General features: G+C 60.3%; 11 protein-coding genes. All 11 read right to left on the reverse strand.

Annotated features, from left to right (window positions below; translation table 11 throughout):
• Position 1 precedes the first annotated feature (1 nt).
• The 11 genes from dnaJ to DXD94_RS01555 all read right to left on the reverse strand — a co-directional run bounded on the left by dnaJ (position 2) and on the right by DXD94_RS01555 (position 12,779).
• On the reverse strand, positions 2 to 1,150 hold the full coding sequence (dnaJ, locus tag DXD94_RS01505; protein ID WP_117763004.1) for a molecular chaperone DnaJ: 1,149 nt from the start codon (positions 1,148 to 1,150) through the stop codon (positions 2 to 4).
• Positions 1,151 to 1,231: 81 nt separating this feature from the next.
• The gene (locus DXD94_RS01510) at positions 1,232 to 2,335 is read right to left on the reverse strand and encodes a DnaJ domain-containing protein (protein WP_199568330.1); all 1,104 of its coding nucleotides are present in this window, start codon (positions 2,333 to 2,335) and stop codon (positions 1,232 to 1,234) included.
• A gap of 58 nt (positions 2,336 to 2,393) precedes the next feature.
• A complete protein-coding gene (hemW, locus tag DXD94_RS01515) occupies positions 2,394 to 3,626 on the reverse strand; it encodes a radical SAM family heme chaperone HemW (RefSeq protein WP_117763005.1) in 1,233 nt (410 codons plus the stop codon).
• 2 nt (positions 3,627 to 3,628) lie between these two features.
• Positions 3,629 to 4,672, reverse strand: coding sequence for a tRNA dihydrouridine synthase DusB (gene dusB, locus DXD94_RS01520; protein WP_117735178.1), 1,044 nt, complete (start codon positions 4,670 to 4,672; stop codon positions 3,629 to 3,631).
• 4 nt (positions 4,673 to 4,676) lie between these two features.
• The gene (lepA, locus tag DXD94_RS01525) at positions 4,677 to 6,488 is read right to left on the reverse strand and encodes a translation elongation factor 4 (protein WP_117735177.1); all 1,812 of its coding nucleotides are present in this window, start codon (positions 6,486 to 6,488) and stop codon (positions 4,677 to 4,679) included.
• Between the two features lie 96 nt (positions 6,489 to 6,584).
• Entirely contained in the window at positions 6,585 to 6,851 is a 267-nt protein-coding gene (gene rpsT, locus DXD94_RS01530) for a 30S ribosomal protein S20 (RefSeq protein WP_022094714.1), read from the reverse strand.
• 133 nt (positions 6,852 to 6,984) lie between these two features.
• Positions 6,985 to 7,947, reverse strand: coding sequence for a DNA polymerase III subunit delta (gene holA / locus DXD94_RS01535; protein ID WP_117735176.1), 963 nt, complete (start codon positions 7,945 to 7,947; stop codon positions 6,985 to 6,987).
• Between the two features lie 78 nt (positions 7,948 to 8,025).
• A complete protein-coding gene (locus tag DXD94_RS01540) occupies positions 8,026 to 10,329 on the reverse strand; it encodes a DNA internalization-related competence protein ComEC/Rec2 (RefSeq protein WP_117763006.1) in 2,304 nt (767 codons plus the stop codon).
• Positions 10,326 to 11,039: a ComEA family DNA-binding protein gene (locus tag DXD94_RS01545; protein ID WP_117763007.1), complete on the reverse strand. Its 714-nt coding sequence runs from the start codon at positions 11,037 to 11,039 to the stop codon at positions 10,326 to 10,328. Before DXD94_RS01545 ends, DXD94_RS01540 begins: the two co-directional genes overlap by 4 nt.
• 213 nt (positions 11,040 to 11,252) lie before the next feature.
• Complete coding sequence (gene thiI / locus DXD94_RS01550; protein ID WP_117763008.1) at positions 11,253 to 12,497, reverse strand: tRNA uracil 4-sulfurtransferase ThiI; 1,245 nt, start codon at positions 12,495 to 12,497, stop codon at positions 11,253 to 11,255.
• Positions 12,498 to 12,779, reverse strand: a complete 282-nt coding sequence (locus DXD94_RS01555; protein WP_035138532.1) for a DNA-directed RNA polymerase subunit omega — start codon at positions 12,777 to 12,779, stop codon at positions 12,498 to 12,500.

The following is a 12,779-nucleotide window of genomic DNA, read 5'->3' on the forward strand; positions in this document are numbered from 1 at the left end:
CTTAATCGAGGATATCGTCGAGGGCACTCTTGATACGGTCGGTCACCGACTTCTTACCGGAAGCGACGTCATCGCCCATCTCATCGGCAAAAGCACGGAGCAGCTCGCGCTGCTTATTGGAAAGATTGGTGGGAACGACCACGCGCAGTTGCACGATCAGGCGGCCACGCGAACCGCCACCGCCAATGCGCGGCATGCCGTAATTATTGACGCTCACGGTGTCGCCGTACTGGGCACCGGCGGGAACCGTCACCTTAACGACCTCGTCGGGCATAATGCCCTCGACCTCGATCTCGCAGCCGAGCGCAGCCTGTGCAATCGAAATACCGCTCACGAGGTACAGGTCGTCACCGTTGCGCTTAAAGCGCTCGTGGTCGGCGACGCGCACGTTGACAATCAAGTCGCCCGAAGGCTCGCCGCGAAGGCCGGCCTCGCCAAAGCCGCTCACACGCAGCTGGCGACCGGTCGAAACGCCGGCGGGAATATCGATGTCGATCTTTTCATGCGAAGGCGTGCGGCCCTGACCGTCGCAGGTCTCGCAGGGATGGTCGATAACCGTGCCCTCGCCATGGCAGTCGGGGCAAGGCGAGGAGGACTGAACCTGGCCCAGGAACGAACGCTGGACCGTCGTGACATAGCCCGTACCGTGGCAGCGGCCGCACTGCTTTTCCTGTGCACCCTCGGCCCTACCGGTGCCATTGCAATCCTCACAGGGAGCAAGGCGGTCATAACTAATCGTCTTTTTGCAACCGAGCGCCGCCTCCTCAAGGGTCACCGAAAGAGAGATGGCCATATCGCGGCCGCGACGACGCTCACGACGGCTGCGGGCGCCACCGCCGGCACCGCCGCCAAAAAACGACGAGAACAAGTCGTCCATGCCCATGCCACCAAAGATATCGTTGATATCGACGTAGCCCGAACCACCAGGGCCGTCGACAGTGCCATAACGGTCGTAGTTAGCACGCTTCTGCTCATCGGAAAGAACGGAATAGGCCTCGTTGAGCTCCTTGAACTTGGCCTCAGCATCGGGGTCGTCCGAAACGTCCGGGTGTACGGTACGGGCCTTCTTTAGAAACGCGCGCTTAATCGTCCGCGCGTCGGCATCCTTGTCAACGCCAAGTACCTCGTAGTAATCCCTATTTTCCGACACGACCGAATCCTTCCAACTTTCATTATTGTCACAGTGCGTCCTATACCCAAGCTGGGCCGACCGCAAACAGAGGGTTTGATGTTATTGCATTTGATACGGCGAAAGCATGGCCCGTTGCGAGCAGCTCGCAAACCAAACAGACACGAGCGCGAACATGAAGCCGTTGGCAAAACCGTTGGCAAACTGCATCGCACCACGCTTCCACCACAGCAGGCTGCGATGAAGCACACCGTCCGAAAGCACCATGAACAGGCCCATAGTAAACGGAATAAAGCACATCACGGCAAAGGCCGAGAACACGCCCGAGATGGCCGACAGCACCAAAAACGGCGCCACAATGCCCATCAGGTAAAAACCGGTACGAGCTTTGCCTTCCAAGCGCTCGGCCTCAACATGGGCGCGGCCGACCAGGTCGCCGCCCGTGGCACCGTTGGTGCCAGCATGACCCATGCCGCTAATGCGGACCTCGTCGCTATCGTGCGTGCCGGCAGGAAACTCAATCGTCTGCTCGGAGGTTACGCGAGTACGACCGCTGCCACCGCAATCGGGGCAGGGGTCGGCCACGACCTTACCGGAACCGCCGCACTCGGGGCAGACCGACTGGAACGTGCCCGCACCAAACAGGAAGGACAGGTCGACGTCGATGTGGCCGCGGCCACCGCAGCTCGGGCAGGTATGGGCATGCTCAGACGAAACGGAGCCCGAACCGCCGCAGTTGCTACAGGTGTCGAAGCGCGTGTAGCGGACGGTCTTGTGGGCACCGCCTTTGGCCTCCTTGGCGTCGAGCTTAATATCGACGACCACGTTGGCGCCATTCTCGGGATTGTAGGCAGCCTGCCCACGACGCTGCTGGCCCCAGGCACCACCAAAGGGAAAACCGCCCTCAAAAGGATTGCCATAACCCGTGCTGCCGGCATAGCCGCCACCATAGGGCGAAGCCGTAGGAGCACCGGCAAAGGGATTGCCAGAACGCATGGCGTCGTAGCGCGCACGTTTTTGCTCATCCGAAAGCACGGCGTAGGCCTCGGAAACCTCTTTAAACTTTTCCTCGGCATCCGGCTCTTTGTTGACGTCCGGATGGAGCTTGCGGGCCTTTTGCTGAAAGGCCTTTTGAATATCACGCGAGGTGGCGTCCTTGGAGACGCCCAGGATCTCGTAGTAATCTTTTTCGTTCATCGTCGCCATGCGCGGCAACCTCCTGCTCACAGCAGCGTATATATTCCGGTAATTCTACCCGAGCGGCTTAAGCTAGATCCCAAAACAGCTCGAACAGAACATTTCCATCGAGCCAGCCCAGGTGGGTCGGCGCCAGACGAGCGCGAGTGCGACCTTCGATAACATCTTTCGATGTAACGCGCCCCGCATGCCCTTTAGCATCATCGGACACCCAGGAGGCAAGGCCCAACTCGAACGCACGGTCGCAAGCCGCCGCCAGCTCGTCCTCGGGGATAATGTTTGCCGAGCGAACCAACAGGTCAGATCCAACGCCGCGCGTCATGCGACAGGCGAGCATCAAATCCTCGGCTGCTGCCTCGCGCTGCGACAGACACTCGGCATCAAACGTCGTCGCAGCATCGTCGCGCTGTACCAGACGCACGCGATACGCGTCGCCTCGAGCAAGTGCGCCGCAAAACAGCCCGGCCAAGCGAGCGAAGTCCCCAGCATCGAGCATGCCGGCGGCAGAGCGGCCCAGACCCAGGTAACCCTGTCCGGTCCAATAGGCAATGTTATGAGCGCACTCATGGCCATCAAGCGCGTAGCTCGCCACCTCATAGGGGTGATAGCCGGCCGCACCCAGACGATTACGCGCCACGTCCATACACGCGGCCTGAAAATCCTCATCAGGCTCGAGCGACTCATCGCGACACGCCATGCGGTAGAGCGGCGTGCCCTCCTCGAGCGTGAGTGGATACACCGAAACATGATGCGGCGCCGCCGTCAGTACGCCATCGAGCGTGCGCTCCCAGCTCGCAGCCGTCTGTCCGGGAAGACCGCACATAAGGTCGCACGACACATCAATCCCAGCAGCCTTCACCGTGGCGATGGCTGCAAGAGCACGGTCAGCGTCGTGGATTCGGCCGATCGCGGCAAGCTCGGCGTTGTCGAGGGTTTGCACGCCCAGGGAAATGCGCGTGACGCCCACCTCGGCGAGTGCCGCAGCGAGCTGCGAAGTCAACGACTCAGGATTGGCCTCGCAGGTAAACTCGACGGGCTTGCACCATCTGGAGATACGCCGAGCCAGTTCTACCAGACGCTCCCCTGCCAGCGACGGCGTACCGCCACCGACATAGACGGTGCGGATGCCCGCAAGTGCCCCAGCGTTGCCAAAGGCATCGAGCCGCGCATACAGCTGCTCAAAATAGGCATCGAGCGCAGCGTCCAGGTCGCACGGGGCAAAGCTGCGCGAGTCAAAGTCGCAATAGCGGCATTTTTGAGCGCAAAACGGCACGTGCACATACAGCGCGGTAACGGACACCTTTAGGCCTCCAGCGGATGAGCGGGCACCGACTCGCCGGCGGCAAGCGCGGCCTCGCAGGCCACCACATCGCGCTCGATATCATCGACCAGCCCCATAAACTCCTCGTATGTGGAACAGCGCACCACCTGGGCGCGCCAAGCGGCTGCATGGGGCATACCCTTTAAGTACCAGCTTGCATACGTACGGGCGCGCGACATAAGCGGCAAAAGCTCGTGCGTCAGCGTCAGGTGCTCGCGCAGGGCGCCCAGGCGCTCGACCGAGGAGCGAGAAGGAACCGGCGTGCCATCGAGTGCAAGGGCTCGGGCATCGCCGAACACCCACGGATTGCCGTAGATGCCGCGCGCGATAAATACCGCGCTGGCACCCGAATTGCGCAGATGCTCCGCGGCATCCTCGGCAGTGAACACGTCACCCGACCCAATCACGGGAATCTCGACAGCGTCGGCAACCTCATCGACGACCGACCAATCTGCCTGGCCCGTATAGAGCTGCGTGGCACAGCGACCATGCACCGCCACCGCTGCGGCCCCCGCCCCCTCGAGCATTTGGGCAAACGTCGCGGCATTACAGTCCTCGGCATAAAAGCCCTTGCGGATCTTCACGGTCACGGGAACGTGTGCCACGCCCACTGCCGCCTGGACGATTTTCTCGGCCAGGTCGGGCGTGCGCATGAGCGCCGAGCCCTCGCCCTTGGTGACGACCTTGCGAGCCGGGCAGGCCATGTTGATATCGATCAGCGACAGGCGATCGCCCACGCGTTCCTCGACGGCAGCGACAGCGCTCGCAAATTGATCGGGCTTGGAGCCAAAGAGCTGCACGCAAATCTGCTGCTCCTCGTCGGCCGGCAGCACCAGACGCCACGTCTTATTGCTGGCATAGGCAAGGCCCGCCACGCTCACCATCTCGCTATAGGCAAGATTGGCACCGCGGCGGCGGCACATAATGCGATACGCGGGATCGGTCACGCCCGCCATGGGAGCCATAAGGAACGGCTGCTCGGCATAGGCGCCCAGCAGCCGCGTACTGTATTCAGAAAGCGCCATGGTCCTACTCGTCCACCTTGAGGATCGCCATAAAGGCCTCCTGCGGGACCTCGACCGAACCAATAGCCTTCATGCGCTTCTTGCCCTCTTTTTGCTTTTCGAGCAGCTTGCGCTTACGCGAGATATCGCCGCCATAGCACTTGGCCAGAACGTCCTTGCGGCGCGCCTTGACGGTGGAGCGGGCGATGATCTTGTTGCCGATGGCGCCCTGAATAGGTACCTCGAACAGCTGACGCGGGATGATCTCCTTGAGCTTGTCGCACAGGCCGCGGGCCAGGCCATAGGCCTTGTCCTTGTGCACGATAAACGAAAGCGCGTCGACCTCGTCGCCCGAAAGCAGGATGTCGAGCTTCACAAGCTCGGAGGGACGATATTCGTTGAACTCGTAGTCGAGCGACGCATAGCCCTTGGTGCGGCTCTTGAGCTGGTCAAAGAAGTCCAGGATGAGCTCGGCAAGCGGCATGTCAAAGCGCATCTCGACCGATTTGCTCGTGAGGTGGATCATATCGGTGGTAACGCCGCGGTGCTCGATAGCGAGCTGCATGACAGCACCCGTATACTCGGGCGGGCAGATGATCTTGGCCTTGAGGTAGGGCTCCTCGATACGCTCGATGCGCGTGGCCTCGGGCAGGTCCTGCGGGCTGCGGACATCGATCATCTCGCCGTCGGTCTTGTAGACGTGATAGTCCACCGAAGGGCTCGTGGCGATAAGGTCCAGGTTGAACTCGCGCTCCAGACGCTCCTTGACGACCTCCATATGCAGCAGGCCCAGAAAGCCCACGCGGAAGCCAAAGCCGAGCGCCACCGAGGTCTCGGGCTCCCACACCAACGACGGGTCGTTGACATGCAGCTTATCGAGCGCGTCACGCAGGTTCTCGTAGTCCTTGTTATCGATCGGGAACAGGCCCGTATAGACCATGGGCTTGGCCTCGCGGTAGCCCGGAAGCGGCTCGGGGCAGGGATTCGATGCCCACGTGAGGGTGTCGCCCACACGCACGGCCTCGGGGTCCTTCAGGCCCGTGACCACGTAGCCCACCTCGCCGACCGTCAGCGCGTCGACCGGCGTCTCGGCGGGACGCTTGACGCCCACGCCGTCGACCAAAAAGTCGCCCTCGGCCTGCATCATGCGCAGGGTATCGCCCTTTTTGATGGAGCCGTCAAAAACACGGACCGTGGCAACCACGCCGCGGTATTCATCAAAATAAGAATCCAGGATGAGTGCCTTGAGCGGCGCATTCGCATCGCCCTTGGGCGGCGAGATCAAAAAGACGATGGACTCCAGCAGGTCGTGGATACCCTCGCCAGTCTTGCCCGACACGCATACGGCATCGTCGGCAGGGATCGCGAGGTCGTCCTCGATCTCGGTCTTGACCTCGTCGGGGTGTGCCGACGGCAGGTCGATCTTGTTGATCGCGGGCACAATATCCAGGTTGGCGTTCATGGCGAGCGTCGCGTTGGAGACGGTCTGCGCCTCGACGCCCTGCGTGGCGTCGACAACGAGCACCGCGCCCTCGCAGGCGGCCAGCGAACGCGAGACCTCATAGGTAAAGTCCACGTGGCCCGGCGTATCGATCAGGTTGAACTGATACGTCTCGCCGTCGTCGGCGTCATAGGACACGCGGACGGCATTGGACTTAATCGTAATGCCGCGCTCGCGCTCGATATCCATGGTGTCGAGCAGCTGCGACTCCATGTCGCGCTCGTCGACGGTATGGGTGAGCTCGAGGATGCGGTCACTGATCGTGGACTTGCCATGGTCGATGTGCGCAACAATCGAGAAGTTACGGATGTGGGAAATGTCAATTGAAGTATTCATGCGGACTATCTTACCCGAGCGATACAAAAAATGGAGCCTGTTCCATAAAACAGGCTCCATTTATGCGCGTAATCTGTGTGGTGTGAAATTTACAACTTAGGCGTTGATGCTGTTCACGAGCTTGGCAAGACCGGACTTGCGGTTGGAAGCCTGGTTCTTGTGGATAACATGCTTGGCGGCAGCCATGTCGAGACGCTTGGTGACGGTCTTAAGGGCAGCCTGTGCCTTCTCGGCATCGCCCTCGGCGACGGCGGACTGAACGTGCTTGGTCAGCGTCTTGAGCTCGGACTTGACAGCCTTGTTACGCATGCGAGCTGCCTCATTGGTGCGGATACGCTTCTTCTGAGACTTGATGTTTGCCACTTCTGGAGTTCCTTTCGAGTTCCTTGCAAAAAATGTATGACACCTCTGAGACACGGTGAGGTCATGCAAGCGCCTACTATAGCACGCTCCCCCTCAAAGGGATAGAACGAATTTGTCAAATAGGCAGGTATCATCACGATTTTCTCAAGATGTTCGTAATCCAGAGCAAAAGCGCGGTCTCAGAATCGGCCGAACCCTTGAGCGCGAGCTCCACATCAACGGCGCCCTCGAGCGCTGCGACGAGCTCGGTCATCGAAAAACGACGTGCCCAGGTCAGGTGATTTTTGACCTGCCAGGGCTGAAGCTTGAGCGTCGCGGCGAGTTCACGCCCCTGCCCACGAGAGTCGAGCGCCTTGGCGACGATCAGCTCACGAATGCGACCGCATAGCAGCGTGTAGGTCCACACGTAGCTCTTGGAGGGCAGAAGCTTAAAGAGCTCGAGCGAACGCCGCATATCGCGAGCCGAGACGGCGTTGAGGAAGTCCCAGGGCTGAACCTCGGCCGTACGCACGATCCAACGCTCCACGTCGGCGAGCTCAATCTGGGGCGCCTCGACCATCTGGGAGAGCTTTGCCAGGTCGTTATCGAGCATGCGCGTGTTTTCGCCCGAGCGCGAAACGAGCTCCTCGGCGGCCGCCGTCGAGATCGACTTGCCGTGCTGCGTCGCCATCTGCTGCACGCGGCGCGGTAGCTCCCAGCGCTTGGTACCCGAGCAATCGACGATAGCCTTCTTGTCGATTTTGGCGATCGCCTTATACAGGCGCGTGTTCTTGGCAAGCGAGTCGGCGATGATGAGACAGACCGTTGTGGGGCTGGGACTCGCCAGATACTCGACGAGCGGCTCCGAAACCGCCTTGGCAAGCTTTGAGCAGCCATCAAGGATTACCAGGCGAAACTCGTTGCCCATGGGAAAGGTATTGAGCGATCCGATAATGGACTCGATATCGGAGTCTTTGGTCATGTCGCGCTCGTCGAGGTTGAACTCGACCATTCCCGACTTTTCCAGACGCGCTTTCATACGCGAGACGGCGTGATCGCGCTTGACGCCGTCGGTACCGACGATCAGGTATGCCGGCAGCAGACCGGTTTCGGACATTGCGCTCCCATCCCGCAGGCCTTCGTATTCATTCCGTGCCATTCTAGCCCAGGGGCCCACCACACGCCAACGATGTCGTCACGGTCGCTGGCATCGCATCGCAAAACCATTCGCAGTCGGCGCGACGGTAATGTCGCCGTGTTCGATAGTGCACGCGAACACACCGCCCGCTTCCTTCACGGAATCGATGCAGGCATCGGACGGATGGCCGTATCGATTCCCCTCGCCCGCGCTCGCGAGGGAAAGCTCGGGCTTCAGGACGTCCAGCAACTCACCATCGACTGAAACCTTGGAGCCGTGATGCCCAAGTTTAAGTACATCGATATCCCCCACCTCCTGCACGAATTCCCGTTCTTGGTCGAGTTCGGCATCACCGGTGAGGAGCATGCGCAGCCCCATGCCTTCCTGAACATAAGAGAGCAGCAGGACAAGCGAGTCCTCATTTCCCTCGCCATCCACAGACTCGAATGGCCACATCACGCGGGCGCAAAATGAGCCGATGTCGACCGTATCCCCACGGCGCACCTGCCGATACTCCACGCCAGGTCGGTTCAATACCTCGACAGGAGCATCCTCCAGCGCTTCGGCCGCCACAGCAATCGTTCCAACCGAAAACTGTTCGAGCACGGCAGGCAGACCACCCCAGTGATCCTCATCCCAATGCGTCACAAAGACGGCATCGATATGGTGCACGTTATTACGAACCAAAGCCGCCACCACGCGCTCGTCGACCCCGCAGTCGACGAGCGCTACTGCGCCGCCCTGGCGGATAAGAATCGCATCGGCCTGGCCCACATCGAGCACCGTCACCGAAGGCGGAGCGAATCGATCCCAGTAGACGTACGGAATAGCAGCCAAGAGCACCAGACATGCAAGCCCCACCGCCATAGGACGTGCACGGGGACGCGGCCACCTGACCAGCAGGGCCGCCAGCAAACACGGCACTAGGTAAATCCACATGCTATCGGGCGGCACACTCACGGATGCACCCGGCACGGCGGCAAACAGCTGCTCGAAGAACAGCGTGCAACGGGCGGCAATCATGGGCACAACGAGCGCCCAAGTCCGCAACGTCGCCACGAGCGAAAAGGGAACCAGCACGATCGACACAGCAAGCAGCAGACTCACCACCGGACCGATGACCGCATTTGCCAACGGAGCAATGAGCGAGAACGTACCGAAGGCAGGAATGGTAATGGGAAGTGTCGCCAACTGCGAGCACAGCGTGACGGAAAGCATGCTGGCAACGCCCGATGGCACACCCAGCTCACCCAAAGCGTAGGTCGCATAGGGGCAAAAGCACAGGATGGCCAAGACGCTGGCGCATGAAAGCTGAAAGCCCATCTCGAACAGCACCGTCGGCCGCAGTAGCACAAAGATGGACATGGTTACGAAGAGTGCCGATGCGCCGTGCCGGCGACGCCCCGCGCCGTTTACGACAAGCGTCGCGAACACCATGCAGCACGCACGCACGGCCGAGGGAGACGCGCCCGTAAAGGCAGCGTAGCCCACAAGCGTTATCGCCAATATCGCCCGCTGAAGGCCACGTGAGCACCGAGTCTTTTGCAATACGCCCTCGATTACAAACCCCACGATAGCCAAATGGCTGCCCGAGACGGCGATAAGATGCGCCGTTCCCGTCACCGAAAACCAGTCGCCCGCCGGCTGGGCGCGCAGCTCGGCCGAACGACCGCAGACGACACCGGCTATGAGCGCACGCGCCGGGTCGGTCGCAGGCGCGATGGAAGCAAGCAGTCCATTTCGCAGCCGAAGCAGCGGCCCCGGAGAGCCCTCATCGACCGACACAATCCGAACGGCTTTAACCTTGCGCACCTCGCCTCGGAGCACGCGCGATCGTCCATACGCATCGTTCTCAAAACGTGAAACGCGACCGATAACACGCACGTGCGCCCCGACCTTGAGCTCGCGGCCACACGATAGGCGAACCGTTGCCAAGCTCTTGCCGTCCGCGCGTGCCTCGCAAGTATAGGAATACACGTCGTCGTTTATGGATGGATCACCCTGCACGAAAAACTCGAGGCTGCTTGCCGCTCGACCATCGAGCGCCTTCGAGGCGCTGAGCGCGCCCACAGCCCACCACGCCGAGACGACCGCTCCCGCCACGAGACCGACGGACGCGGCATACAGCCACCGCTTAAAAGGGGCAAACCGCGCACAAGATTGAGCCAGCGCAACGAATACCGCCGCCGCAACGGGAATAGCCCATAGCGGCCCGAACGCTGACGCCTGCTCCCCCAGTAGCGCATCAGCGGCCACGTTGAGCACCAAGGCGCAGCTCACGCACATGCCAACACACAGGGCCATCGTCCACGGAATCAGGGGCCGCGGAGGCATCACATACTCGCGCTCGGTCGCACTCATACGCAGATGCAATCTTTGATTTTGGCAAGCTTCTTCTCACCGATTCCCGACACACGCATCAGATCGTCAACCGAGGCAAAAGCACCGTTCTTTGTTCGCTCATCGATAATCGACTGGGCCATGGAGGGACCGATGCCCGAAAGCGTCTGCAGCTCTGCCGCGCTTGCCGTATTGATGTTTACTAGGCCTGTTGCGCTACTCACGCCCGATGACGCGGAAGCCCCACCATCGACACCGGCTTCCGCAATGGACGCCTGCTGTTCCCCTACCGTTGGAACGTAAATCTTCTGTCCATCGACGACCTTGGATGCCCGATTGAGCCCCGTAACGTCTGCCTCGGGCGCCAGCCCGCCGGCGGCATCAATCGCCTGAGCCACCCGCGCACCGTCCTTGAGGCGATATACACCGGGCGACACAACGGCGCCATCGACATCGACATAGACCTCTGCCGCGGCAGAAGCCTTAGTCGAAGAACCTTCGGATGTCTTTCCGCTCGAGGCATCACCGGATCCCGGCTCCACCAACGAGCCCGAACCGTCGGTGCGCTCAAACGACACGTCACCGGCACCGCCGCCAAGGTTCGCCATCGCCAGTCCACTCGCCATCGCAATGACGACCAGTATCGCCATCACCACTGCCTTATGACCGAACAGCTTGTCCGCCAAGCGGTCCATCTTTTTGACCCGTTCGTGTTGTTCGCGCTGCGCCATAGCAAAACCTCCCAACAACATCGTGTCAGGAAAAGAGCCCTGCAACAGCCATGCTTCAAAACCGGTTATCGCGGTCAAACCAAAAGCCGACCAAAACCTTGCACAAATCTGTCCATTTATTCAGGCACACGTCAGCAAATGAACACTTAGTCGCAAAATGCCCAGATAGCAAAAGACCGACGATGCAGGCGCATCGTCGGTCTATGCACAAATTTACTCGTGATCTTGGTAAATCTCACGCGGAGCAAGCTCCGAATGTTTGCGTTTTAAGGTCTTAGGCGCCTTATACGTGTTGCTATCGAAGTCGATGTACTCGGTCTGCTTGAGCAGACGCTCGATCATCTCCTCGTGATCGAACAACTCCCAGGCCTCATGCACGGCATCGAGTTTAGCATGCGTCTCGGGACGGCGCGGCATAAACAGCGTGCAGCAGTCGGGAGCGGCCTCAGTCGAGATATCGAACGTACCGATCTCCTCGGCGCGCGCGATGATCTCCTGCTTGTCCGAACCGATGAGCGGACGGAACACAGGGATCTTCACGGCCTCGTTGACGGCCATGATGTTCTCGAGCGTTTGGGAGGCAACCTGCCCAAGTGATTCGCCCGTAACGATGGCCTTGGCACCCTCGATGTGTGCAATGCGCTCGGCAACCGAATACATAATCCGGCGATACATGATCACACGCAAGTTGCTGGGGCAGGTGACCGAAATCTCACGCTGGCAGTCGCCAAACGGGACTACGTACAAGCGGCCGATCTGGACACCCGGTGCAAGCGCACGGATGATGTCCTGCACCAAATACTCGCTCGTATCGGGCGTCTGCGGACGACCGGAGAAATGCACCGGCACGCACACCGCACCGCGACGCTCGAGCATCCAGGTCGCCACCGGAGAATCGATACCCGACGACAGCAGCGTCACGACCTTACCGGCAGAACCCACCGGCAGGCCACCCACGCCGCGCTCGGAACGCGCATACACATAAACGCTGCCCTGGACCACCAACACATGCACCATCGCATCGGGGTCGTGCATTTGAACCTTTTTATCGGGGAAGGCCTCACACAGCACCTCGCCCACCTGACGATTGATATCAATCGAGGTGAGCTCATAGTCGGTGTTGGAGCGCTTGGCGTGCACCTTAAACGAATCGAAGGAACCAAACTCGCGCAGCGCCTTCACGGCGGCGGCGCAGTACTCCTGCGGGTCGCGGTTGGTGTGATACGCCAAAGACACACGAGCAACGCCGGGAACGGTGCGAATGACACGCGCCGCCTCGTCGGCCTGATGCTGGTTAAAGGTCACGAGGATATAACCGGAAATTCGAGACACGGCATTCACGGAAAAGGCGGCCAAGGCCGCCTTGATGTTATCCATGAGGATATGCTCAAAATGTGCGCGGTTCTTGCCCTTCAGTCCAACCTCGTGATAGTGGACCAGGCAGACGCGAGCTGCCATTTAGGCTTCAGCAACCTTGTGGCCGAGCGCCTTCTCGTAACGAGCCTCATCGTAAGAGATGTCGCCATCGACAATCTCGTCCATAGCCATCGAGATAGTATCGGCACCGGAAAGCCCGATGGTGATGTCATCGACATCCTGGACGGCAAGCACGCGATTGTGCTGGCCACGCAGCATGCTATTGATGTCGCAGGCGCGCTTGGAGGCAAGCGAAGCGAGCAGGAAGCGGTTGTGATCGGTCTTCTCCAGAAGATCGTCAATGCAAGGCTTTACAACGGACAC

It is taken from the genome of Collinsella sp. TM10-22 (assembly GCF_003466125.1).
GTDB lineage: Bacteria > Actinomycetota > Coriobacteriia > Coriobacteriales > Coriobacteriaceae > Collinsella.

Coding starts and splice junctions, on each gene's coding strand:
- thiI (WP_117763008.1), bottom strand. CDS start 12,497: ATGGCAGCTCGCGTCTGCCTGGTCCACTATCACGAGGTTGGACTGAAG.
- holA (WP_117735176.1), bottom strand. CDS start 7,947: ATGTCCGAAACCGGTCTGCTGCCGGCATACCTGATCGTCGGTACCGAC.
- lepA (WP_117735177.1), bottom strand. CDS start 6,488: ATGAATACTTCAATTGACATTTCCCACATCCGTAACTTCTCGATTGTT.
- DXD94_RS01545 (WP_117763007.1), bottom strand. CDS start 11,039: ATGGCGCAGCGCGAACAACACGAACGGGTCAAAAAGATGGACCGCTTG.
- DXD94_RS01540 (WP_117763006.1), bottom strand. CDS start 10,329: ATGAGTGCGACCGAGCGCGAGTATGTGATGCCTCCGCGGCCCCTGATT.
- DXD94_RS01510 (WP_199568330.1), bottom strand. CDS start 2,335: ATGGCGACGATGAACGAAAAAGATTACTACGAGATCCTGGGCGTCTCC.
- dusB (WP_117735178.1), bottom strand. CDS start 4,672: ATGGCGCTTTCTGAATACAGTACGCGGCTGCTGGGCGCCTATGCCGAG.